The 20,901-nt window shown below is 72.6% G+C and carries 24 protein-coding genes; 15 read left to right on the forward strand and 9 right to left on the reverse strand.

Translation table 11 applies throughout. The features are described 5' to 3' along the window. Positions 1-3: 3 nt before the first annotated feature. Genes ACIGNX_RS16780 through ACIGNX_RS16795 form a run of 4 tightly spaced genes read left to right on the forward strand, consistent with a single transcriptional unit; the run spans position 4 to position 4,075 of the window. Entirely contained in the window at positions 4-1,008 is a 1,005-nt protein-coding gene (locus ACIGNX_RS16780; RefSeq protein ID WP_396540834.1) for an ABC transporter permease, read from the forward strand. Further along, positions 1,005-1,931 (forward strand): ABC transporter permease, encoded by a 927-nt coding sequence (locus ACIGNX_RS16785; protein ID WP_396540836.1) that lies wholly within the window; start codon positions 1,005-1,007, stop codon positions 1,929-1,931. The genes ACIGNX_RS16780 and ACIGNX_RS16785 overlap by 4 nt, the downstream gene beginning before the upstream one ends. A 6-nt stretch (positions 1,932-1,937) precedes the next feature. Next, entirely contained in the window at positions 1,938-2,936 is a 999-nt protein-coding gene (locus ACIGNX_RS16790) for an ABC transporter ATP-binding protein (RefSeq protein ID WP_396540838.1), read from the forward strand. After that, positions 2,933-4,075 (forward strand): ABC transporter ATP-binding protein, encoded by a 1,143-nt coding sequence (locus tag ACIGNX_RS16795; RefSeq protein WP_396540840.1) that lies wholly within the window; start codon positions 2,933-2,935, stop codon positions 4,073-4,075. The genes ACIGNX_RS16790 and ACIGNX_RS16795 overlap by 4 nt, the downstream gene beginning before the upstream one ends. Positions 4,076-4,119: 44 nt before the next feature. On the opposite strand, the gene ACIGNX_RS16800 is transcribed toward ACIGNX_RS16795, so the two are convergent. Further along, on the reverse strand, positions 4,120-4,821 hold the full coding sequence (locus ACIGNX_RS16800) for an SDR family oxidoreductase (RefSeq protein WP_396540842.1): 702 nt from the start codon (positions 4,819-4,821) through the stop codon (positions 4,120-4,122). Between the two features lie 96 nt (positions 4,822-4,917). Here ACIGNX_RS16800 and ACIGNX_RS16805 point away from each other — a divergent pair, with 96 nt between their 5' ends. Then, positions 4,918-5,349 (forward strand): winged helix-turn-helix transcriptional regulator, encoded by a 432-nt coding sequence (locus ACIGNX_RS16805; RefSeq protein WP_396540844.1) that lies wholly within the window; start codon positions 4,918-4,920, stop codon positions 5,347-5,349. Positions 5,350-5,421: 72 nt separating this feature from the next. Here the strand turns inward: ACIGNX_RS16805 and ACIGNX_RS16810 are convergent, their stop codons facing one another. Then, a complete protein-coding gene (locus ACIGNX_RS16810) occupies positions 5,422-5,985 on the reverse strand; it encodes a TIGR03086 family metal-binding protein (RefSeq protein WP_396540846.1) in 564 nt (187 codons plus the stop codon). A 78-nt stretch (positions 5,986-6,063) separates the two neighbouring features. On the opposite strand from ACIGNX_RS16810, the gene ACIGNX_RS16815 reads away from it, so the two are divergent. Then, positions 6,064-6,678 (forward strand): TetR/AcrR family transcriptional regulator, encoded by a 615-nt coding sequence (locus tag ACIGNX_RS16815; protein ID WP_396540848.1) that lies wholly within the window; start codon positions 6,064-6,066, stop codon positions 6,676-6,678. A 20-nt stretch (positions 6,679-6,698) separates the two neighbouring features. On the opposite strand, the gene ACIGNX_RS16820 is transcribed toward ACIGNX_RS16815, so the two are convergent. Beyond that, on the reverse strand, positions 6,699-7,169 hold the full coding sequence (locus ACIGNX_RS16820) for a helix-turn-helix domain-containing protein (protein WP_396540850.1): 471 nt from the start codon (positions 7,167-7,169) through the stop codon (positions 6,699-6,701). Between the two features lie 192 nt (positions 7,170-7,361). Here ACIGNX_RS16820 and ACIGNX_RS16825 point away from each other — a divergent pair, with 192 nt between their 5' ends. Further along, positions 7,362-8,198, forward strand: a complete 837-nt coding sequence (locus ACIGNX_RS16825; protein ID WP_396540852.1) for a helix-turn-helix domain-containing protein — start codon at positions 7,362-7,364, stop codon at positions 8,196-8,198. A gap of 12 nt (positions 8,199-8,210) precedes the next feature. After that, entirely contained in the window at positions 8,211-8,399 is a 189-nt protein-coding gene (locus ACIGNX_RS16830; protein WP_396540854.1) for a DUF397 domain-containing protein, read from the forward strand. Positions 8,400-8,402: 3 nt separating this feature from the next. Here ACIGNX_RS16830 and leuA read toward each other — a convergent pair whose 3' ends face one another. Continuing rightward, positions 8,403-10,193, reverse strand: coding sequence for a 2-isopropylmalate synthase (gene leuA / locus ACIGNX_RS16835; RefSeq protein ID WP_396540856.1), 1,791 nt, complete (start codon positions 10,191-10,193; stop codon positions 8,403-8,405). A gap of 225 nt (positions 10,194-10,418) precedes the next feature. On the opposite strand from leuA, the gene ACIGNX_RS16840 reads away from it, so the two are divergent. After that, the gene (locus ACIGNX_RS16840; RefSeq protein ID WP_396540858.1) at positions 10,419-10,718 is read left to right on the forward strand and encodes a hypothetical protein; all 300 of its coding nucleotides are present in this window, start codon (positions 10,419-10,421) and stop codon (positions 10,716-10,718) included. A gap of 39 nt (positions 10,719-10,757) precedes the next feature. Continuing rightward, the gene (locus ACIGNX_RS16845) at positions 10,758-11,075 is read left to right on the forward strand and encodes a hypothetical protein (protein WP_396540860.1); all 318 of its coding nucleotides are present in this window, start codon (positions 10,758-10,760) and stop codon (positions 11,073-11,075) included. Here the strand turns inward: ACIGNX_RS16845 and ACIGNX_RS16850 are convergent. Then, the gene (locus ACIGNX_RS16850; RefSeq protein WP_396540862.1) at positions 11,040-11,669 is read right to left on the reverse strand and encodes a nitroreductase family protein; all 630 of its coding nucleotides are present in this window, start codon (positions 11,667-11,669) and stop codon (positions 11,040-11,042) included. The two genes, ACIGNX_RS16845 and ACIGNX_RS16850, sit on opposite strands and share 36 nt — an antisense overlap. Before the next feature lie 7 nt (positions 11,670-11,676). Further along, positions 11,677-12,876 (reverse strand): hypothetical protein, encoded by a 1,200-nt coding sequence (locus ACIGNX_RS16855; RefSeq protein ID WP_396540864.1) that lies wholly within the window; start codon positions 12,874-12,876, stop codon positions 11,677-11,679. Positions 12,877-12,977: 101 nt separating this feature from the next. Between ACIGNX_RS16855 and ACIGNX_RS16860 the strand changes: the two genes are divergently transcribed. The 3 genes from ACIGNX_RS16860 to ACIGNX_RS16870 are packed head-to-tail and all read left to right on the forward strand — an operon-like array spanning position 12,978 to position 16,747. Beyond that, positions 12,978-14,243 (forward strand): aspartate kinase, encoded by a 1,266-nt coding sequence (locus ACIGNX_RS16860; RefSeq protein WP_396540866.1) that lies wholly within the window; start codon positions 12,978-12,980, stop codon positions 14,241-14,243. Continuing rightward, a complete protein-coding gene (locus tag ACIGNX_RS16865) occupies positions 14,240-15,304 on the forward strand; it encodes an aspartate-semialdehyde dehydrogenase (RefSeq protein ID WP_396540868.1) in 1,065 nt (354 codons plus the stop codon). Before ACIGNX_RS16860 ends, ACIGNX_RS16865 begins: the two co-directional genes overlap by 4 nt. Positions 15,305-15,313: 9 nt before the next feature. Beyond that, positions 15,314-16,747: a gluconokinase gene (locus tag ACIGNX_RS16870; RefSeq protein WP_396540870.1), complete on the forward strand. Its 1,434-nt coding sequence runs from the start codon at positions 15,314-15,316 to the stop codon at positions 16,745-16,747. Here the strand turns inward: ACIGNX_RS16870 and ACIGNX_RS16875 are convergent. The 3 genes from ACIGNX_RS16875 to ACIGNX_RS16885 are packed head-to-tail and all read right to left on the reverse strand — an operon-like array spanning position 16,744 to position 19,726. Then, complete coding sequence (locus ACIGNX_RS16875) at positions 16,744-17,388, reverse strand: thiopurine S-methyltransferase (protein WP_396540872.1); 645 nt, start codon at positions 17,386-17,388, stop codon at positions 16,744-16,746. The genes ACIGNX_RS16870 and ACIGNX_RS16875 overlap by 4 nt on opposite strands. A 60-nt stretch (positions 17,389-17,448) precedes the next feature. Next, complete coding sequence (locus tag ACIGNX_RS16880; protein WP_396540874.1) at positions 17,449-18,618, reverse strand: MFS transporter; 1,170 nt, start codon at positions 18,616-18,618, stop codon at positions 17,449-17,451. A gap of 40 nt (positions 18,619-18,658) precedes the next feature. Next, positions 18,659-19,726 carry an alpha/beta hydrolase gene (locus tag ACIGNX_RS16885; protein ID WP_396540876.1) on the reverse strand — a complete coding sequence of 356 codons (1,068 nt, stop codon included), beginning with the start codon at positions 19,724-19,726 and terminating at the stop codon, positions 18,659-18,661. A gap of 80 nt (positions 19,727-19,806) precedes the next feature. On the opposite strand from ACIGNX_RS16885, the gene ACIGNX_RS16890 reads away from it, so the two are divergent. Next, complete coding sequence (locus ACIGNX_RS16890; protein WP_396540878.1) at positions 19,807-20,367, forward strand: NADPH-dependent FMN reductase; 561 nt, start codon at positions 19,807-19,809, stop codon at positions 20,365-20,367. A gap of 109 nt (positions 20,368-20,476) precedes the next feature. Beyond that, the gene (locus ACIGNX_RS16895; protein WP_396540880.1) at positions 20,477-20,899 is read left to right on the forward strand and encodes an organic hydroperoxide resistance protein; all 423 of its coding nucleotides are present in this window, start codon (positions 20,477-20,479) and stop codon (positions 20,897-20,899) included. The last annotated feature ends 2 nt before the right edge of the window (positions 20,900-20,901 follow it).

Genomic DNA, 20,901 nt, shown 5'->3' on the forward strand with positions numbered 1-20,901 from the left:
ATCATGCTGCGATTCATAGTCCGTCGCCTGCTCCAGGCGATCCCCACACTGCTGATCCTGTCGCTGCTGGTCTTCGTCTGGCTGCGGTCGCTGCCGGGCGGCCCGTCGGGTGCGCTGCTGGGCGACAAGGCGACGCCGGAGAAGATCGAGGCGCTCAACAAGGTCCTCGGCCTCGACCAGCCGGTCTTCATCCAGTACTTCAAGTTCCTGGGCCGCATCCTCAGCGGCGACTTCGGCAGCTCGCTGATCAGCGGCGAGCCGGTGCTGTCCGAGATCGGCCGGGCGCTGCCCGCGACGATCGAGCTGTCCTTCGCCGCGCTGCTGTTCGCCGTGGTGCTCGGCATCCCGCTGGGCTACCTGGCGGCGAGCCACCGCGGCCGGTTCCTGGACAACACGACGGTCATCGGCACGCTGGTCGGCGTCGCCGTCCCGGTGTTCTTCCTGGGCATCCTGCTCAAGCAGCTGTTCGCGCAGGACCTGGCGCTGTTCCCGCCGTCGGGCAGGCAGGACGTCACGATCGACCCGACGCACGTCACGAACTTCGCCGTCCTCGACGGCCTGCTGACGCAGGAGTGGGACGCGGCGGCCGACGCGCTGTGGCACCTCGTGCTGCCCGCGATCGCGCTGGGCACGATCCCGCTGGCGGTGATCGTGCGGATCACCCGTGCCTCGGTGCTCGACGTGCTGAACGAGGACTTCGTCCGCACCGCGAACGCCAAGGGCCTGCAGGCGACGCTGATCCGCCGCCGGCACGTGCTGCGCAACGCGATGCTGCCGGTGTCGACGACGATCGGCCTGCAGACCGGTCTGCTGCTGGGCGGCGCCGTGCTCACCGAGCGGGTGTTCGTGTGGGGCGGGCTGGGCTCGCTGCTGGCGCAGGGGATCGAGCGCCGCGACTACCCGCGGTTGCAGGCGTTGCTGCTGCTCGCGGCGGTGGTCTACGTGCTGGTCAACCTGCTGGTCGACATTTCCTACGCGATCATCGACCCGAGGGTGCGGGCATCATGACCAGTCTCCTCAAGCGCAAGCAGCAGCGGGTGGACTCGCTGGCGGAGTCGGCGGGCACCAGCCTCGCCGCCGACGCGGTGCGGCGGATGCTGCGCAGCCCGGTGGCGCTGCTGGGCGCGTTCCTCGTCCTGCTGTTCCTGGTGCTGGCGATCGTCGCGCCGTTCATCGCGCCGAAGGACCCCTACCAGCGGTACCCGGAGCTGCTGGAGAACCTGCGGCCGGACTCGATCCCGGGCGCGCAGCCCGGGTTCCTGCTGGGCAGCGACGAGCTGGGCCGCGACTTCTTCAGCCGGCTGCTGGTCGGCGCGCAGCAGTCGCTGGTCGTCGGCGTCGGCGCGACGCTGATCGGCCTGGTGCTGGGCATGGTCATCGGCGGCCTGGCCGGCGCGTTCGGCGGCTGGGTGGACAGCTGGCTGATGCGGTTCACCGACATCATGCTGTCGATCCCCAGCCTGCTGCTGGCCATCTCGATCGCCGCGCTGGCCAGCCGGGGCAGCCAGACCACGGTCATCATCGCGGTCGCGGTGACCACCGTGCCGATCTTCGCCCGCCTCCTGCGCGGGGCCATGCTCGCCCAGCGGCACAGCGACCACGTGCTCGCGGCCACGGCGCTGGGCGTGCGGCGGCGCACCGTCGTGTTCCGGCACATGCTGCCGAACTCGCTGGGCCCGGTGATCGTGCAGGCGACGCTGACGCTGGCCACCGCGATCATCGAGGCCGCGTCGCTGTCGTTCCTCGGCCTCGGCGACCCCGACCCGTCCCGCGCCGAGTGGGGCCTGATGCTGGGCAACTCGCAGCGCTACATCGACGTCAAGCCCGAGCTGGCGTTCTACCCGGCGATCGCGATCATCGTCGTCGCGCTGGGCTTCACGCTGCTCGGCGAGTCGCTGCGCGAGGCGCTCGACCCGAAGAACCGGAGGTGAACCGCGATGGCGTTGCTCGAAGTGCGTGATCTGCGGGTGGTCTTCCAGCGCAGGGGCACCGAGCCCTTCACCGCGGTGGACGGCGTCTCGTTCGACGTCGACCCCGGTCAGACGGTGGGCCTGGTGGGCGAGTCGGGCTGCGGCAAGTCCGTGACGTCGCTGGCGATCATGGGGCTGCTGCCCGCGCGCGGCAACAAGGTCACCGGCGAGGTGCGGTTCGAGGGCACCGACCTGCTCACCCTGAGCGACCGGGAGATGCGCAACCGGCGCGGCCGGGACCTCGGCATGGTGTTCCAGGACCCGCTGTCCTCGCTGAACCCGGTGATCCCGATCGGCCTGCAGGTGACCGAGGTGCTGGAGCGGCACCGCGACATGTCCCGCAAGGCGGCGATGGTGGAGGCGGCGGAGCTGCTGGACAAGGTCGGCATCCCCGACCCGACCCGGCGGCTGTCGGAGTACCCGCACCAGCTCTCGGGCGGCATGCGGCAGCGCGCGCTGATCGCGATCGCGCTGGCGTGCCGGCCGCGGCTGCTCATCGCCGACGAGCCCACCACGGCGCTGGACGTGACGATCCAGGCGCAGATCCTCGCCCTGCTCAAGGAGCTGGTGCGGGACACCGGGACGGCGCTGATCATGATCACGCACGACCTCGGCGTCGTGGCGGGGCTGTGCGACGAGGTCAACGTGCTCTACGGCGGCCGGGTGGTGGAGAAGGCGGCGCGGTACCCGCTGTTCACCGAGCCTCGCCACCCGTACACGCACGGCCTGCTGTCCTCGATCCCGCGGCTGGACGGCGCGCGCGGCGAGAAGCTGGTGCCGATCAGGGGTTCGGTGGCCGACAACATCCCGTGGGCGCAGGGGTGCGCGTTCGCGCCGCGCTGCCCCAACGCGCTACCCGTGTGCCGCGAGGTCACGCCCGAGCTGGAGGCCGGTGACGCGCGGTCGCTGCGCTGCCACAACCCGGTGCTGCCGGGAACGCCCGCCGCCGAGGAGGTGCCCGCATGACCGCCGCCGTAGAACCGGCAACCACCGCCGCCCCCGTGGGCGACGCGCTGGTGACGGTCGAGGACCTGAAGATCCACTTCCCGATCCGGCGCGGCCTGCTCGTGGACCGCACGGTCGGCCACGTGTACGCCGTGGACGGGGTCGACCTGCGGATCAACCGCGGCGAGACCTACGGCCTGGTCGGCGAGTCCGGGTGCGGCAAGTCGACGCTGGGCCGCGGCATGCTGCGGCTGGTCGAGCCGACGGCCGGGCGGGTGGTGTTCGACGGCACCGACCTGGTCGGCCTGAAGGGCGAGGAGCTGCGGCGGATGCGCCGCCGGATGCAGATGGTGTTCCAGGACCCCATGTCGTCCCTGGACCCGCGGCAGTCGGTGGAGTCGATCCTGGTCGAGGGCCTGCGGGCGCACGGGCTGGACAAGGGCCGCGAGGCGACCGGCAGGCGGTTGCGGGAGCTGCTGTCGGCGGTGGGCCTGCCGTCCACGTCGCTGCGCAAGTACCCGCACGAGTTCTCCGGCGGCCAGCGGCAGCGCATCGGCATCGCCCGGGCGCTGGCGGTCGAGCCGGACCTGATCATCGCCGACGAGCCGGTGTCCGCGCTGGACGTGTCGGTGCAGGCGCAGGTGGTCAACCTGCTGGAGGACCTGCAGCAGGAGTTCGGGCTCACCTACCTGGTGATCGCGCACGACCTCGCCGTGGTGCGGCACATCTCCGACCGGGTGGGCGTGATGTACCTGGGCGGGCTGGTGGAGGAGGCGTCCTCGGACGACCTGTACGCCGAGCCGCTGCACCCGTACACCAAGGCGCTGCTGTCGGCGATCCCCGTGCCGGACCCGGAGGTGGAGGACCGGCGCGAGCGCATCCTGCTGACCGGCGACCTGCCCTCGCCCGCGAACCCGCCGACGGGCTGCCGCTTCCACACCCGCTGCCCGTGGAAGCAGGCGACCCGCTGCGACACCGAGCGGCCCGCGCTGCGCGAGGTGCTGCCCGGCCACCGGGTGGCCTGCCACTGGGCGGAGGACATCCGGGCGGGCCGCATCCGGCCGCACGAGGTCGAGGCCGTGCTGGTGGAGGAGGACGGCGTGTCGCCGGACATCCCCCTGGTCGGCCCCGCCTCGATGACGGAGGTGCTGAACCAGTGAGGCCCGGTCCGGGGGCGCCGCCGCGGCGCCCCCGGACCGCCGTTTCAGACGACCTGCGGGTAGAGCACGCGCGGGTCGGCGGCCAGGGCCGCCTTCAGGTCCACGACGCCCTGGTCGGCCAGCACCTCCACGAGGTCGGCCTCCACCCCGTCCAGCGCGGCGCGCACGACGTCGGCCGGGTCGTTCTTCGGCCCGTCGAGGCCCGCGGTCATGTCGGTGTCGGTCAGGCCGAGGTGCACGCCGGTGACCAGCGTGCCCTGGTCGGCCAGCTCCACCCGGACGCCGTTGGTGAGGCTCCACTGCGCCGCCTTGGCCGCGCTGTAGGCGGTGGCCCGGCCGTAGGACACCCACGACATCGACGACAGCACGTTGACGATCGCGCCGCCGCCGTTGGCCGCGAGGATCGGCGCGAACGCCCGGATGACCTCCAGCGTGCCGTAGAAGTGCGTGTCCATCTCCAGCCGGATCGCGGCCGGGTCCCCGGTGACCAGGTTGTGCCCGGTGATGATGCCCGCGTTGTTCACCAGCAGGGTCACGTCCCCCGCCGCTGCCGCCGCGGCGGCGACGGTGCCCGCGTCGGTGATGTCCAGCGGCAGCACCTCGACGCCCGGGAGGTCCACCTTGGCGGTGTCGCGCGCGGTCGCGTAGACCTTCGCCGCGCCCCGCTCCAGCAGTTGCCGGGCGAAGTGCCTGCCGAGGCCGCGGTTGGCACCGGTGACCAGGGCAACCGAGTTGGCGATCTCCATGTCGTGCTCTCCCCAGGTTGAGTTGGTTTCGCCAACCTAGCCTGTCTGGTTTGGAATCGACAACTCAGCCCTGCCGGGATGGGCCATACTGGGACGGTGACGGCACCCGACGAGGCGAACTGCTCCCTGGTCAAGGCCGTGGAGCTCGTGGGTGAGCGCTGGACGTTCCTCGTCCTGCGCGAGGCGCTGGCCGGCGCGACCCGCTTCTCGGAGTTCCGCACGCGCCTGGGCATCGCCTCGGACGTGCTCGCCGCGCGGCTCGCGAAGCTGGTCGACAGCGGGGTCATGGTGCGGCGGGAGTACCGGGAACCGGGCCGGCGCCCGCGTGACGCGTACTGCCTCACCGACGCGGGCAGGCGGTTGAACGTGGTGCTGTGCGCGTTGCAGGAGTGGGGCAACGAGCACCTGCCGGACACGGTGTCCACCGTCGCCTACCGCGCGGACGACGGCCGCCGCGTCCGGGTGCGGTTCGTGGACGGCGAGGGCGGTGTCGTCCCGGCCGGCGAGGTGCGCCCCGAGCCGCGCTGACGCCCGGGGCGCCGCCGGGAGTGGCAGGGCCGGGAGCGCCTCCCCCCTGAGGTGGCGCTCCCGGCCCGGGTCTCACGCCGACCAGTGCGGCGAGCGGCCGAGCAGGCCCACCAGGCGGTCGGTGATCGGCGCGTCCTCCGGCACGGCGACCGGCATCGCGAACGCCGCTCCCGGCCCCCGCACGTCCGGGGTGGTCGGGTAGCGCAGCGCCATCCGGTGGGCGGCGCCGGCCAGGTCCGCGTCGAGGGTGCTGTCGACGCCGATCGCGCGGCACAGGTCCCACGCGTGCGTCAGGTTGTCCACGAAGTGCGCGGCCACCACGTGCCGCCCGGGACGGCGGCCGAAGCCGGGGAACTCGGTCTCCCGCTCCAGCACCCCGTCGGCGCGGAACGCCTCGGTCGCCGCGTCGGCCGCGACCCGGTAGGCGGTCGCCAGGTCGTCCGACGCGGGCTCGGCGACGTCCGCGCGGTTGACGGCCGCGGTGAACGCCAACGTCATCTCGACCTGGTGGCGCAGCAGCTCGTAGACGGTCCAGCCCGCGCACGGCGTGGCCAGGTCGAGGTGCTCCTCGCGCACGTCCGTCATGAGCTTGACGTTCAGGTCGAGCGCCGCCCGGTTCAGCTCCAGCAAGTCCACCCGTTCCTCCACCCCTCAAGTTGTACGAACGATCGTACAATTAGTTGGGTTGGCGTCAAGGGGGTTAGCGTGGAGGCCGTGAAGGTCGACGGACGGGTGGAGCGCGGCGAGCAGACGCGGCGGCAGATCCTGCGGCGCGCGGCGGAGATCGCCTCGGTCGAGGGGTTGGAGGGCCTGTCGATCGGTCGGCTGGCCACCGAGCTGGAGGTCAGCAAGAGCGGGGTGTTCGCCCACTTCGGGTCGAAGGAGGAGCTGCAGCTCGCGACCGTGCGGGCGGCGGCGGCGATCTTCGCCCGCGAGGTCGTGGACCCGGCGCTGACCGAGCCGCCGGGCCTGTCCCGGCTGGCCGCGCTGCTGGACCGGTGGCTGGCCTACTCGGAGCACCGCACGTTCCCCGGCGGGTGCTTCTTCTACGCCGTGCAGGCCGAGTTCGACGCCCGGCCCGGACGGGTGCGCGACGCGATCGCCGGCTACGGCCGTGAGTGGAACGCCTACGTCCGCGAGACCGTCGCCGCGATCCCCGGCATCGCCGACCCGGACCAGCTCGTGTTCGAGCTGGTCGCGTTCCTGGAGATGGCCAACGGCCAGTCCGTGCTGCACGACGACCCGCACGCCTACTCGCGCGCCCGGGCCGCGGTGCGCGCCCGCCTGGACCAGGCGGCCAAGGCGGCCTTGTCCACGACCCGGCGCTGAGCGACCTTCACGGCGACCGGTCACCCGCCCACCGGCGGCGCGCCGGCCAGCTCCCGCGCGGCACTCGTCTCGGCGGGGTCCTCGGTGAAGAACGCGCAGGTCAGGTGGGCGTGGAAGACGACGTCCGGCCCTTGCGGCATGAAGAACAACGTGAACGGCCGAGCACCGTCCCCGGCGGTGTGCACCCCGGTGGCGGTCTCGTGCAGCAGGTCGAGCGCCCGCGTCGCCTCGACGCCCCACGGGCACCGCAGCTCCGGCAGGTGCGCCTCCTGCGACAGCGCGAACAGCCGCTGGTAGGAGTCCCCGAGGACGGGCGCGCACGCCACCATGTCGGGGAACCGCACCGGCGCGTACCCGTCCTCGACCCGCCGGAGCTGCCGCACCGGCACGCGCGACCGGGCGGCGAGCGCTTCGAGGTCCACCCCCGCCGCCTGGCGGATCGACCTGATCTCGCGCCCCAGCAACCTGCCGCGCAACGTCGGCATCGCCATCCGAGCCCTCCTGGGCGGTGAGGACCGGCGGGCACCGCGCGACGTCACCCGCGCGGTGCCCGACCGGCCACGACCCCACGGTCGCGGAAGCTAAGCTAGGGATTAGCTAAGAATTTAGATATTCCTCAATCGGGTGACTGCCGCGCACCGGGCGTGACCGGGCAGACTGGCCGGCGACGTGAAGGAGGACGGGTGGCGGAGCCCTCGGCGTTGAGCTGGCTGATCGGCAACGAACTGCGCGACCACCGCGACCGGGCGCGCAAGAAGGGCACCGAGGCGGCGAAGGTGCTCGGCTGCACCTCGGGCAAGATCAGCCAGATCGAGGGCGGCATGTACCGGCAGCGCCCCAACGAGGTGGCCATGCTCCTCGCCTTCTACGGAGCGGACCGCGCCGACATCGACCGCCTCGTCGCCCTCGCCGGGCAGGACGACGAGAGCACGTGGTGGGGCGCGTGGACCGACGTCGTCCCCGACTGGTTCCAGACTTTCGTCGGCCTCGAACGGCTGGCCGCGACCGAGTTCACCTACGAGCCGATCGTCCTGCCCGCCCTGCTCCAGACCGAGGCCTACGCCACCGCCGTGACCACGAGTTCCCGGCGGGTTCGCCCGGACCACGGCGACCGGGTCGTGCACTTCCGGATGGAGCGGCAGCGGCGGCTGTTCGCCGAGGAGAACCCGCTGGCGCTGCACGCGATCATCGAGGAGTCCGCCCTGCACCGCCAGGTCGGTGACGCCGGGGTGATGAAGGGGCAGCTGGAACACCTGCTCGACGTGGGCGAGCGGTCCAACGTGGACATCCAGGTGATCCCGATGAGCGTCGGCGTGCACTCGGCGACCACCGGGTCGTTCGTGCTGCTCGGCTTCGAGAAGTTCCGGGACGTGGTGTACGTGGAGGTGCAGGAAGGCGCGCTCAACGTGCAGGACCCGGCACAGGTCCGGGCCTATAGCATGTCGGCCGAGAACCTTCGCGCTGTCGCGCTCGACCAGCGCGAGTCCGCTTCCTTGATCACGTCACTGCTCAAGGGATAACCGGAGGTCGCGATGACCGCCAACGTCCGTTGGACCAAGTCCAGCCACTCGGCCGACAACGGCAACTGCGTGGAAGTCGGCGGGGCCGCCGCGGAAGTGCTGGTCCGCGATTCGAAGAACGCCGAGGGTGCCGTGCTGAGCTTCCCCCCGGACCGCTGGGCGGGGTTCCTCGCCGCCGCCCGGCGGCGAGGAACCCGCTGAGCCCTACCGGTTGGCGCGGTTGACGGCCGACACCAGGGCGCGCAGCGACGCGGCCACCGTCGAGCTGTCGATGCCGACGCCCCACAGCACGCGGTCGGACACGGCGCACTCCAGGTACGCCGCCGCCCGCGCGTCGTCACCCGACGACATGGCGTGCTCGGAGTAGTCCAGCACGCGCACGTCGTAGCCGATGGTGGCCAGGGCGTCGACGAACGCGGCGATGGGGCCGTTGCCGCTGCCGGTGATCTCCTGCGTCTCGCCGTCGACCACGACGAAGGCCGTGATCCGCTCGTGGCCGCTGCCGTCGGAGGTCACCTTCTGGCGCAGCAGCCTCAGCGGCACGGTCCCGTCGAGGTACTCCTCGGAGAACGCGTCCCACATGTCCTTGGGCCCGATCTCGCCGCCCTGCGTGTCGGTGACCTCCTGGATGACCTTGGAGAACTCGACCTGGAGCCGGCGGGGCAGGTCCAGGTGGTGCTCGGTCTTCATCAGGTACGCCACGCCGCCCTTGCCGGACTGCGAGTTGACCCGGATGACGGCCTCGTAGTTGCGGCCGACGTCCTTCGGGTCGATCGGCAGGTACGGGACCTCCCACGGGAACTCGTCCACGTGCTGCCCGGCGGCCTTGGCGGCGTCCTCCAGGGCCTCGAAGCCCTTCTTGATGGCGTCCTGGTGGGAGCCGGAGAACGCGGTGAACACCAGGTCGCCGCCGTAGGGGTGCCGCTCGGGGACGGGCAGCTGGTTGCAGTACTCGACCGTGCGCCGGATCTCGTCGATGTCGGAGAAGTCGACCTGCGGGTCGACGCCCTGGCTGAACATGTTCATGCCCAGGGTGACCAGGCACACGTTGCCGGTGCGCTCGCCGTTGCCGAACAGGCAGCCCTCGATGCGGTCCGCGCCCGCCAGGTAGCCCAGCTCGGCGGCGGCCACGCCGGTGCCGCGGTCGTTGTGCGGGTGCAGCGACAGGATGATCGAGTCGCGGCGGGCCAGGTTGCGCGACATCCACTCGATGGAGTCGGCGTACACGTTGGGCGTGGCCATCTCGACCGTCGCCGGCAGGTTGACGATCAGCGGCTTGTCCGGCGTCGGCCGGATGATCGCCGAGACGGCGTCGCAGACCTCCAGCGCGTAGGACAGCTCGGTGCCGGTGTAGGACTCGGGGGAGTACTCGTAGCGGAACTCGGTCTCCGGGTAGAGCTTCTCCTGCTCCAGCGCGAACGCGGCGGCGTCGGTGGCGATCTTCTTGATGCCCTCGCGGTCGGACTTGAACACGACCCGCCGCTGCAGGATCGACGTCGAGTTGTAGAAGTGCACGATCGCCTTGGCCGCGCCGCGCAGCGCCTCGAACGTGCGGGTGATCAGCTCGGGGCGGCACTGGGTCAGCACCTGGATGGTGACGTCGGCCGGGATCGCGCCGTCCTCGATGATCTCGCGGACGAAGTCGAAGTCGGTCTGGGAGGCGGCCGGGAAGCCGACCTCGATCTCCTTGTAGCCCATCCGCACCAGCAGGTCGAACATCTTGCGCTTGCGGGCGGGCGACATCGGGTCGATCAGCGCCTGGTTGCCGTCGCGCAGGTCGACGGCGCACCACAGCGGCGCCTTGGTGATCCGCTTGGTCGGCCACGTGCGGTCGGGCAGGTCGACGGTCTCGACCTGCTCGTGGAACGGCCGGTAGCGGTGGACGGGCATCGAGGTGCCGCGCTGCGGGTTCCACGCGGGCTGGCCGGGGACGGGCCGGGCCGGTGGCCGGATGCGGCTCGTGCCGGAGGTGTAGGCGTCGTGACTCGGGCTCATGATCGGGGTGCTCCTGCCGGTGCCTTGGAGGACGACCGGCGGCAACGCTCGTTCCCGCGACGGGGGGCCGGTCTGATCAGACCCCGTCACGGCGGCGAAGCAGGAGGGCACGTGCCACGTCGGACAGGTTAACCGCATTCCGCGCCGGGGTGGAACCGACCGCCCAGATGGTGGAACTTCACCCCTCCGAGTTTCACTCGATCGTGCGTTGGGCATCTCCTTGACATGTCCAGATGGCGAACCTCAACGCGCAGCGGCAGCTTCACCGCTGCCCGGGTGATCAGCGGTGTTGGCGCCGTGTTCGCGCTCATCGAGGTCCTCTACATCCTGATGAACCTCTTCGGCGCGAATCCGGCCAACGCGTTCTTCCGGTTCATCCAGCAGCTCGCGGAGCCGCTGGCGTTGTTCTTCCCCGGCCTCTTCCAGCTGGGCAACGCGAACCTCGACTTGATCATCAACTACGGTCTCGCGGCGATCTTCTGGGTCGTCGTCACGAGCCTGCTCGCCCGCCTCGTCGCCCGTTAGCCGGTCGGCCCGCGCGGGTGCGCGTGCCACACTCCCGTCATGGCTGAACACCGGACCGCGGACCGCTCGGTTCGCTCGAAGGTCGTCCCGGTCGTGGCGGGAGTGCTCGGTTGGGCGGCCCTGCTGATCGCGCTGGTGCTGGTGGCGCACGTGCTGCTCACCGTGGGCGGCGCGAACCCGGCCAACTCGATCACCACGACCGTCGCCACCTGGGCCGACCGCTTCGCCCTCGGCTTCCGAGACCTGTTCACCCCCGGGGACGCGAAGCTGCGCGTCCTGGTCGACTACGGCCTGGCCGCGCTGTTCTGGCTGGTCGTCCGCTCAGTCGTGGTGAAGCTGGTCCGCCGGCTCGCCTGAAGCGCCTCCCGGGGCGTCCTCCGGGAAGGCGGGCCGCCCCCACCGGTCGGTGAAGGCGATCTCGCCCAGCGGCTTGCGCGTGCGGGGCCGCCGTTCCCGGGCCCGCAGGTCCTCCGGCAGGTCGGCGTCGTCGCCCAAGAACCCGACCGCGACCACGACGACCGGACGCACGTGGTCGGGCAGCCCGAACGCCTCCCGCACCTCGTCGGGCGAGAACCCGCCGACCTGGTGCGTGACCAGGCCCAGCCCGACGGCCTGGAGCACGAGGTTCTGCACGGCCAGGCCCAGCCCGAACTCGGTGTTGGGCACGGGGCCGCGCTCGTCGGCCTCGACCACCGCGCCGACCAGCAGCACCGACGCCCGCCCCGCCCACGTCCGGTTGCCGGGCCGCAGCGCGGCGAAGATTCGCTCGAACGTGTCGTCGCCGCGGTAGCCGACGAGGAACCGGGCCGGCTGCGTGTTGCCGTGCGAGGCCGCCCAGCGGGCCGCCTCCAGCAGCACCCGCACGACCTCCGGGGACACCTCGGCCGCGCCGTCGAACGCCCGCGGGCTCCAGCGCCGCGCGATCAGGTCGTTGAGCTCCACCCGGCCCATCCTGGCATCAGATCGCGTACGGCCACGCCGTGATGGCGTACGCGCCGAACCACGCGCCGAACACCGAGATGCCGGCCAGCACCGCCACCGCCGTGCCGGTCCGCCGCCGCGCCAGCGCCAGCGCGACGGGCACGAGCAGCGTGAACGCGGGCAGCAGCAGCCGCGCCTTGGAGTTCATCAGCCCGTTGGAGCCGAGGTCCATAAGGAGCACGCCGACGCCGTAGACGACCAGCGGCCACTCCAGCCCGCGCCGGACGCACAGCACGACGAGCGCGAGCGCCGCCACCAGCAGCCACACCGTCGTCAGCTCCAGCACCGACCGGGGGTCGCCGAGGATGGACAGGGCGAACCGCCAGGTGGCCGCGCCGCCGTCGAACCGGGAGTCCCAGCCGTGCCGCTGGACGGCGAACCAGCCGTCCCACCGCCCGGTCCGCACCGCCACGTAGGCGAGGTAGCCGAGCAGCCCGAGGGGCGCGACCAGCCCGCCGACCCACGCCCGCCGGTCGCCGGGCCGCCGCCACACCGCGACCGCCGCCGCCGCGCACACCGCCAGGACGAGCGCCGCCGCGGTGGGTCGCACGAGCCCGGCCGCCGCGCAGCACACCCCCGCGAGCACCCACCGCCGCTCCACCACGCCGACCAGCGACCACGCGGCCAGCGCGCAGAACGTCGCCTCCGAGTACGTCATCGACAGCGCCACGGCCATCGGCGACGCGGCGAACAGCACGACCAGCACCAGCCCGGCCCGCCGCGACCCGCCCGCCACCCGCGACCCGAGCCGGGCCAGCGCGTAGGCGCAGAGCACGCCGCTGACCAGGCTCACCGCGAACGCCGCGCCGATCGTCGGCACGCCCGGCAGCCCGGCCACCCACCGCACCAGCGTCGGGTAGCCGGGGAAGAACGCCAGCGGCGTCTCCGCCGTGCGCCGCCCGAACGCGTCCACCAGGCCCCGCGGCACGTCGGCGTAGCCGCCCTCGGCGATGCCCAGGAACCACTGCCCGTCCCACGAGGTGAGCGCCCGCGTGACGTCCTTGTCCCACCGCGCCGCCATCAGCTGCAGCGCGAGCAGCCCCAGCTCCCGCACGACCAGGTAGAGCACGGCGGGCGCGAGGGCGACGACCACCGGGTGTCTGCCCGCGAGGGCCGTCCGGCCACGCGCGCCGAGCGCGTCATCGGGGTCCACGGGAACGGCCTCCTGGGTCGGCACCGGGTCGAGGGTAGTGGGCGTCACGGCGGGGCCTGTCCACTCCTTGGGCCGGGTACTCTCCCCGGTGAGCTGGGCTTGAAGCACCTGGGAGGAGTGGGTCTGTGGCGCTCGTCGTCCAGAAGTACGGCGGTTCCTCGGTCGGGAGCGCCGAGCGGATCAAACGGGTGGCCGAGCGGATCGTCGCCACCCGGAAAGCCGGCAACGAGGTCGTGGTCGCGGTGTCCGCGATGGGCGACACGACCGACGAGCTGCTCGACCTCGCCCGCCAGGTGTCCCCGGTGCCGCCCGCCCGCGAGATGGACATGCTGCTCACGTCCGGTGAGCGGATCTCCATGTCGCTGCTGGCGATGGCGATCAGCTCGCTGGGTGCCGAGGCGCGGTCCTACACCGGCTCGCAGGCCGGGGTGATCACCACGTCCGTGCACGGCAAGGCGCGCATCATCGACGTGACGCCCAGCCGCATCCAGGACGCCCTCGCCGAGGGGGCCATCGCGATCGTCGCGGGCTTCCAGGGCGTCAGCCAGGACAGCAAGGAGATCACCACGCTCGGCCGCGGCGGCACCGACACCACCGCGGTGGCGCTGGCGGCGGCCCTGAAGGCCGACGTCTGCGAGATCTACACCGACGTGGACGGCGTGTTCACCGCCGACCCGCGCATCGTGCCGAACGCCAAGCGGCTGGAGAGCATCACCTACGAGGAGATGCTGGAGATGGCGGCGAGCGGGGCCAAGGTGCTCATGCTGCGCTGCGTCGAGTACGCCCGCCGGTACAACGTCCCGGTGCACGTCCGATCTTCGTTCAGCAACAAGCCCGGGACCATCGTGTCCGGGTCAGTGGAGGACCTTCCCGTGGAACAGGCGATGATCACCGGCGTCGCGCACGACCGGTCCGAGGCCAAGGTGACCGTGACCGCGGTGCCCGACCTGCCCGGCATGGCGGCGCGGATCTTCCGCGTCGTGGCCGAGGCGGAGCTGGACATCGACATGGTCGTGCAGAACGTGTCGCAGGCCGTGTCGGGCCGCACCGACGTGACGTTCACCCTGCCGAAGGACGACGGGCCGCGCGCGGTCGCCGCGCTGGAGAAGGCGCGCGAGGAGATCGGCTTCGACCAGGTGCTCTACGACGAGCACGTGGGCAAGGTGTCCCTGGTGGGCGCGGGCATGCGCTCGCACCCCGGCGTGACCGCGCAGTTCTGCGAGGCGCTGGCCGCGGCGGGGGTCAACATCGAGATCATCTCCACCTCGGAGATCCGGATCTCGGTCATCTGCCGCGACACGCAGCTCGACGACGCCGTGCGCGCGCTGCACGACGCGTTCGAGCTGGGCGGCGACGAAGAGGCTGTGGTGTACGCGGGGAGTGGACGATGAGCGGCCCTGTCCTGGCCCTTGTGGGGGCCACCGGTGCCGTCGGCACCGTCATGATCGACATCATCAACGGCCGGGAGTCCGTGCCGTGGGGCGAGATCCGGCTGATCGCCTCGCCGCGCTCGGCCGGCAAGAAGATCACCGTGCGCGGTGAGGAGCTGACCGTCGTCGCGCTGTCGCCCGAGGCGTTCGAGGGCGTCGACGTGGCCATGTTCGACGTGCCCGACGAGGTGTCGGCGCAGTGGGCACCGGTCGCCGCCGCCAAGGGCGCGGTCGCCGTGGACAACTCGGGCGCGTTCCGGATGGACCCCGAGGTCCCGCTGGTGGTGCCGGAGGTGAACGCCGACAAGATCGGCGAGCGCCCCAAGGGGATCATCGCGAACCCGAACTGCACGACGTTGTCGATGATGGCCGCGCTGGGCGCCCTGCACCGGGAGTTCGAGCTGCGCGAGCTGGTCGTGGCCTCCTACCAGGCCGCGTCGGGCGGCGGGCAGGCGGCGATCGACCGCCTGTACGCGGAGACCGAGGCGCTGGCGGGCAAGTCGGTGGGCGTCCGCGCCGGTGACGTGCGCGAGGCGCTGGAGGCGGCCGGCCTGCCGGTGGCGGACTCGCCGTTCCCCGCGCCGCTGGCGTTCAACGTGGTGCCGTGGGCGGGTTCGCTGAAGGACGAGGGCTGGACCAGCGAGGAGCTGAAGGTCCGCAACGAGTCCCGCAAGATCCTGGGCATCCCGGAGCTGAAGGTGTCGGCGACCTGCGTGCGCGTGCCCGTGGTGACCACGCACTCGCTGGCCGTGCACGCCACGTTCGCCCGCGAGGTCACCGTCGAGCAGGCGCACAAGATCTTCGGCGAGCAGCCGTCGATCGTGCTGGTGGACGAGCCGGAGGCCAAGCGGTTCCCGACGCCCGCGGACGTCGTGGGCGGCGACCCGACCTACGTCGGCCGGGTGCGGCAGGCGCTGGACTTCCCGAACACGCTGGACTTCTTCGTGTGCGGCGACAACCTGCGCAAGGGCGCGGCCCTGAACACCTACGAGATCGCCGAGGAGCTGGCGGCCCGCCTGTAGGTTGGGCGCATGGCGGACGTAGTGCTCGCGATCGACCTGGGAACGACGTCGACCAAGGTCATCGCGGTGGACCGGGACGCGGGCGTGGTGGCATCGGCGGAGCACGGCTACCCGATGCGCACCACGCCCTCCGGCGAGGCCACGCACGACCCGGCCGAGGTGTGGGGCGCGGCGCTGCGGGCGCTGCGCGAGGTGGCGGCCCAGGGGCACGAGGTGCGGGCGCTGTCGTTGACCGGCGCGATGCACACGCTGCTGGGGCTGGACGCCTCGGGCGCCCCGGTCACGCCGTCCCTGTCGTGGGCGGACAACCGCGCGGTGGAGCAGACGGCCCGGTTGCGCGGCACGCCGCACGGCATCGCGCTGCACCGCGCCACCGGCACCCCGGTCCACACCATGTCGCCACTGGTGAAGCTGGCCTGGTTCCACGACCGGGGCTTCACCGCGCACCGGTGGTGCGGGCTGAAGGACTACGTGGTGCTCCGGCTCACCGGCGTGCTCGCGACGGAGCACTCGTCGGCGTCCGCGACCGGCCTGATGGACCTGAAGTCGCTGGACTGGCACCCCGAGGCGCTGGCCTTCGCGGGGGTGCGGGCGGAGCAGCTGCCCGCGCTGCACGCGCCGGTGGACTCCCTGCCGCTGGTGTTGGACGTGCCGGGCCTGCCGGCCGGCGTGCCGGTGGTGCTGGGCGGCGGTGACGGCCCGATGGCGAACCTGGGCGTCGGCGCGGTCGTGCCCGGTGTCGCGGCGGTGTCCCTGGGCACGAGCGGCGCGTTGCGGGTGGTCCGGTCGGCGCCCGCGGTGGACCACGAGGGCCGGGTGTTCTGCTACGCGATCGCCGAGGGGCTGTGGGTGCTCGGCGGGGCGATCAGCAACGGCGGGGTGGCCGCGCAGTGGGCCGCGGAGACGTTCGGCGTCGACGTGCGGGACCTGCTGGACGAGGCCGCCGGCGTGCCGGTGGGCGCGGCGGGCGTCACCGCGCTGCCGTACCTGCTGGGCGAGCGCGCGCCGTGGTGGGACGCGCACGCGACGTCGGCGTTGATCGGCCTGCGCCGCGAGCACGGGCGCGCGGTGATCGCCCGGGCCGTGGTGGAGGGCGTGGCGCAGCAGTTGGCGCTGGTGCTGGACGCGGTGCGGTCGGTGGGTGAGGTGAACGCGGTCCGGGTGACCGGTGGCGCGTTCCGCAGCGACCTGTGGGCGACGGTCCTGGCGTCCGCGCTGGGCCTGGAGCTGGAGCTGGCCGACGACAGCGAGGGCTCGGGCGTGGGCGCGGCCCTGGTCGGCTGGCGGGCGCTGGGCGAGCTGCCGACCCTGACCGTCGCCGCCGACCTGGTGAAGCCGATCAGGACGATCCCGCCCGACCCGGACGCGGTCCGCCACTACGCCGCCGCCCGCCCGAAGGTCGACCGCCTCTACCGGGCGTTGCGGGAGTTCGGCCAGGGTTAGCGGGCGCGCAGCAGGAAGCCGTGCTCCACCAGGTCCGTCAGGCCGAACTTCGCGACCATCCGGTGGTCCGGCCGCGGCTCGGCGGCGACGTGCTCGACGTCGAACGCGCGCCCGAAGCGCTCGGCGATCTCCTCCGGCCCGACGGAGAACGGCGGCGACGGCAGCCTCGGGTGGTACTCCAGCGTGTTGATGAAGTACCGCGCGCCCGGCCGCAGCAGGCGGGTGATCGCGTCGGCGTAGCGCTGCCGCATGTCGTCCGGGAACGCGATCAGCGCCGCCCGGTCGTACACCAGGTCGACGGGACCGACGACGTCCGGTCCGAGCTTGAAGACGTCCTGGCGGCGGATGACGAGGTTGCCGGCGCGGAACACGTCCGGCTCCTCCTCCACGGGGTCCAGGCCGTTCTCGGCGAAGAACTCGGCGACGGCCCTGGGCACCAGCTCGACCCCGACGACCTCGGCGGCCGTCTCGGCGAAGAACCGCAGGTCGGTGGTCTTGCCGCACAGCGGCACCAGGACGCGGGCGCCGGCGACCAGGCCGAGGCGGGCCAGCAGCCGGGCGTGCTCGTGCACCTCGGGCAGGTGGAAGCTGGTCTTCGTGCCGCCCTGCTCCCAGGAGTCGAACCAGAACTCGGATTCCATGCTGGACAAGAGGTGCGCGGAGCGTGCTGGAGACGCGTCCGAACGGGTGATGTCGTCTGATCACCCGACCGTCGTGGTCACCCTGCGTCGGTCGAGGAGCGCGGTGCCGAGGGCCACGACCACCGCGCCGCACCCGGCGACGGCGAAGCCCCACGCGGGCGCGGAGTGGTCGATGACGAACCCGGTGACCGGCTGGCCCAGCGCCACGCCGAGGGTGAACGCCGAGCTCTGCAACCCCATGGCCACGCCGCGCGCGGACGCCGGCGCGCGCCGCGTGATCAGCTCGCCGGTCGCGGTGATCGTCGGCGCGCACAGGAAGTTCGTCGGCACCAGCGCCAGCGCCAACCACCACGGCGACCAGCCGAACAGCCCGATCGGCACGGCCAGCAGCCCCATGCCGCCCATCAGCGCCCACAGCGGCGGCACGCGCGTCAGCCCGCCGTAGACGAACCCGCCCGCCAGCGACGCCACGCACATCACCGCGACCATCGCGCCGGTCCACGCGGTCAGCCCGAGCCCGCGCATCGACGCCACCACCGACACCTCGACGCCCGACAGCACGAACGTCGCCCCGCCCGCGCTGATCAGCACGCCGACCAGCCGGCCGTCGACCCACTGGCGCCGCGGCACCCGTTCGCCGGACTCGCCCTCCTGCCGCACGGGCGGGTCGACGGCGCACAGGATCGCGCCGATGAGGACCATCGCCGCGCCGATCGTCCACATCGCCGTGCGGCTGGACGCCTGGGTGGTGAGCGCGACACCGAGCGCCGGGCCGGCCATGAACGCGACCTCGACGGCCATCGAGTCCATCGCCAGCGCGGTGCGCCTGCGGTCCTCGGGCACGAGCGCGGTGAGGATCTGCCGGCCCAGCGACATGACCGGCATCACGGTGATGCCGGTGATGAAGCAGGTGACCAGCAGCACCTCGTAGGACAGCAGCGGCGCGACGAACCAGAACACGCCCTCGGTGACCATCGACAGCACGACCATCGCGCGCAGGCCGCGCCGGTCCACCAGGTGGCCCATGAGCGGCGAGCCGAGCCCGATGCCGACCGTGCTGACCGCCCCGACCAGGCCCGCCGCGCCGTAACCCCGGTCGAGGGCCAGCAGGACGTGCATCGTGATCGTCATGCCCGCGGCCGTCGCCGGGACGCGGGCGACCAGCATCAGCAGCATCAGGCCGGGCACGCGCGGCGTTCGGAGGACGGCCAGGTACGGGGAGACGTTCACCCGCCCATCTTCACCCGACCGGGCAACCGGTTTACCCGCCTCAGGCGGTCTCCGGGACGTCCTGGCGGGCGTTGGCCAGCGCGAGCCCGGTCCGCAGCGACCCGACCGCCTCGGCCACGGCCTCCCGGAACACCCCGCCGACGCCGAGGATGTTCGCGTACCCGTGGAACAGCCCCTCGTGGCGCCGCAGCACCACCGGCACGCCCTGCGCCGCCAGCTTCTCGGCGAACGCCTCGCCCTCGTCGCGCAGCGGGTCGTACCCGGCGGTCGCCAGGTACGTCGGCGGCAGCCCGCTCAGGTCCTCGGCCAGCAGCACCGACAGCCGCGGGTCGGTGTGGGTCTCCGGCGAGGGCGCGTAGTGGTCGAGGAACCAGTCCATCTTCTCGTCGGTGAGGAAGAACCCCCTGCCGAACAGCTCGCGCGACCGCCGCCGCGCCGAGGCGTCCACCGCCGGGTAGAACAGCAGCAGGAACACCGGCTTCACCCCGCCCGCGTGCAGCGCCGTCACCGCGGCCAGGTTGCCGCCCGCGCTGTCGCCGCCCAGCGCGATGCGCCGCGGGTCGGCGCGCAGCTCCCCGGCGTGCGCGACGGCGTACTCGAACGCGGTCCGCGCGTCGTCCGCGGCGGCCGGGAACGGGTGCTCCGGCGCGAGCCGGTAGTCCGCCGACAGCACCCGCACCCCGCCCTCGACGGCGAGGTACCGGCACAGGTTGTCGTGGCTGTCGAGGTCGCCGCTGACCCACCCGCCGCCGTGGTAGAAGACCAGCAGCGGCGAGCCCTCGGCCAGCCCGGTCGGCTCGTAGAACCGGCCCGGCACGCCGTCCAGCGACAGCGACCGCACCGCCACGCCGTCGATGGCCCGACCGCCGACCAGGGCGCTGCTGCGAGCCAGGGCCAGCCGGTTGGCGGCGGGCGTGGTGGTCCGCCAGTCCTCCCCGGACAGCCGCTGCAACCTCAGCAGGAGCTGCGCCTCGGGGTGCAGCCGCTGGCCGTCCACGGTGACGGGGCGACCGGCGACGAGCCTGCGCAGCGGCGCGGGCAGGCCGAACACGAAGCGCAGGACGGCGGCCAGGGCACCGGGCGGGATCGACTCGGCGAGCTTCGACATGAGACGTACGTTACTCGTCGGTAGGAGTTCGGGCGAGCGAGTGGACCTCCACTTAGGTCCAGGTGGCAGGATCGGGGACCATGACGGTCACCGTGGTGGGCATCGGCGGCAGCCTCCGCCCGAACTCGCAGTCCGAGCGCGCGATGCGGATCGCCCTGGGTGGCGCCGCGGCCGCGGGCGCGGAGGTCGTCGAGGTCTCCGGCCCCGACCTGGTGCTCCCGTTCTACGACCCGGCCGTCCCCGACCGCACCGACGGCGCGCACCGCCTCGTCGACGCCTTGCGCCGCGCCGACGGCGTGGTCCTCGTCTCACCCGGCTACCACGGCACGGTGTCCGGACTGGTCAAGAACGCCCTGGACTACGTCGAGGACCTGCGCGGCGACGAGCGCCCCTACCTCGACGGCCGCGCGGTCGGCTGCGTGGCCACCGCCCAGGGCTGGCAGGCGTCGGTCACCACGCTCACCGCGCTGCGCTCGATCGTGCACGCGCTGCGCGGCTGGCCCACCCCGCTGGGCGCGGCGGTGAACTCGCGCGAGGTCGAGTTCGACCTCGAAGGCGGCTGCACCGTGCCGTCCGTCGCCGACCAACTTCGCACGATCGGGCGACAGGTGGCGGAGTTCGCCGTGTCGAGGACCGGTTGAGCGGGTAGGTGTTGAGGGGCGTGAGCTGCCACACGACCGGGTGTGGTCCGGCCTCGGCCGGGTGTTGGGCTGATCGACGGCTCGACCACCAGCTCGAAGGAGAGCGACGATGCAGGTGCTCTACACCGCGGAGGCCATCGCGATCGGCGACGGCCGCAACGGGGAGGTCCGCTCCTCCGACGGCGTGATCGACGAGCAGCTCTCCACGCCCAAGGAGTTGGGCGGCCCCGGCGGGGACCTGACCAACCCCGAGCAGCTGTTCGCGGCGGGCTACGCGGCGTGCTTCCACAGCGCGCTCAAGGTCGCCGCGCGGCAGGCCAAGGTGCACCTCGGGGAGACGTCGGTGACGGCCCGGGTCGCCCTCGGCCCGAACGACGCCGGCGGGTTCCAGCTCGCCGTCGAGCTGGCCGCGCACGTCCCGGGCGTGGAGCAGGACGTGGCCGAGCGGCTGACCGCCGCCGCCCACCGGATCTGCCCGTACTCCAACGCCACGCGAGGCAACATCGAGGTGGCCCTCACGACCACCGTTTAAGG

Source organism: Actinosynnema sp. NPDC053489 (genome assembly GCF_044544865.1).
Lineage (GTDB): Bacteria > Actinomycetota > Actinomycetes > Mycobacteriales > Pseudonocardiaceae > Actinosynnema.

Bases quoted from the DNA above. Each gene is read 5' to 3' on its own strand.
- ACIGNX_RS16780 (WP_396540834.1), top strand. From the start codon at position 4: ATGCTGCGATTCATAGTCCGTCGCCTGCTCCAGGCGATCCCCACACTG.
- ACIGNX_RS16785 (WP_396540836.1), top strand. From the start codon at position 1,005: ATGACCAGTCTCCTCAAGCGCAAGCAGCAGCGGGTGGACTCGCTGGCG.
- ACIGNX_RS16790 (WP_396540838.1), top strand. From the start codon at position 1,938: ATGGCGTTGCTCGAAGTGCGTGATCTGCGGGTGGTCTTCCAGCGCAGG.
- ACIGNX_RS16795 (WP_396540840.1), top strand. From the start codon at position 2,933: ATGACCGCCGCCGTAGAACCGGCAACCACCGCCGCCCCCGTGGGCGAC.
- ACIGNX_RS16800 (WP_396540842.1), bottom strand. From the start codon at position 4,821: ATGGAGATCGCCAACTCGGTTGCCCTGGTCACCGGTGCCAACCGCGGC.
- ACIGNX_RS16820 (WP_396540850.1), bottom strand. From the start codon at position 7,169: ATGGCGATGCCGACGTTGCGCGGCAGGTTGCTGGGGCGCGAGATCAGG.
- ACIGNX_RS16830 (WP_396540854.1), top strand. From the start codon at position 8,211: ATGACCGCCAACGTCCGTTGGACCAAGTCCAGCCACTCGGCCGACAAC.
- leuA (WP_396540856.1), bottom strand. From the start codon at position 10,193: ATGAGCCCGAGTCACGACGCCTACACCTCCGGCACGAGCCGCATCCGG.
- ACIGNX_RS16840 (WP_396540858.1), top strand. From the start codon at position 10,419: ATGTCCAGATGGCGAACCTCAACGCGCAGCGGCAGCTTCACCGCTGCC.
- ACIGNX_RS16845 (WP_396540860.1), top strand. From the start codon at position 10,758: ATGGCTGAACACCGGACCGCGGACCGCTCGGTTCGCTCGAAGGTCGTC.
- ACIGNX_RS16850 (WP_396540862.1), bottom strand. From the start codon at position 11,669: ATGGGCCGGGTGGAGCTCAACGACCTGATCGCGCGGCGCTGGAGCCCG.
- ACIGNX_RS16865 (WP_396540868.1), top strand. From the start codon at position 14,240: ATGAGCGGCCCTGTCCTGGCCCTTGTGGGGGCCACCGGTGCCGTCGGC.
- ACIGNX_RS16870 (WP_396540870.1), top strand. From the start codon at position 15,314: ATGGCGGACGTAGTGCTCGCGATCGACCTGGGAACGACGTCGACCAAG.
- ACIGNX_RS16875 (WP_396540872.1), bottom strand. From the start codon at position 17,388: ATGGAATCCGAGTTCTGGTTCGACTCCTGGGAGCAGGGCGGCACGAAG.
- ACIGNX_RS16885 (WP_396540876.1), bottom strand. From the start codon at position 19,726: ATGTCGAAGCTCGCCGAGTCGATCCCGCCCGGTGCCCTGGCCGCCGTC.
- ACIGNX_RS16890 (WP_396540878.1), top strand. From the start codon at position 19,807: ATGACGGTCACCGTGGTGGGCATCGGCGGCAGCCTCCGCCCGAACTCG.
- ACIGNX_RS16895 (WP_396540880.1), top strand. From the start codon at position 20,477: ATGCAGGTGCTCTACACCGCGGAGGCCATCGCGATCGGCGACGGCCGC.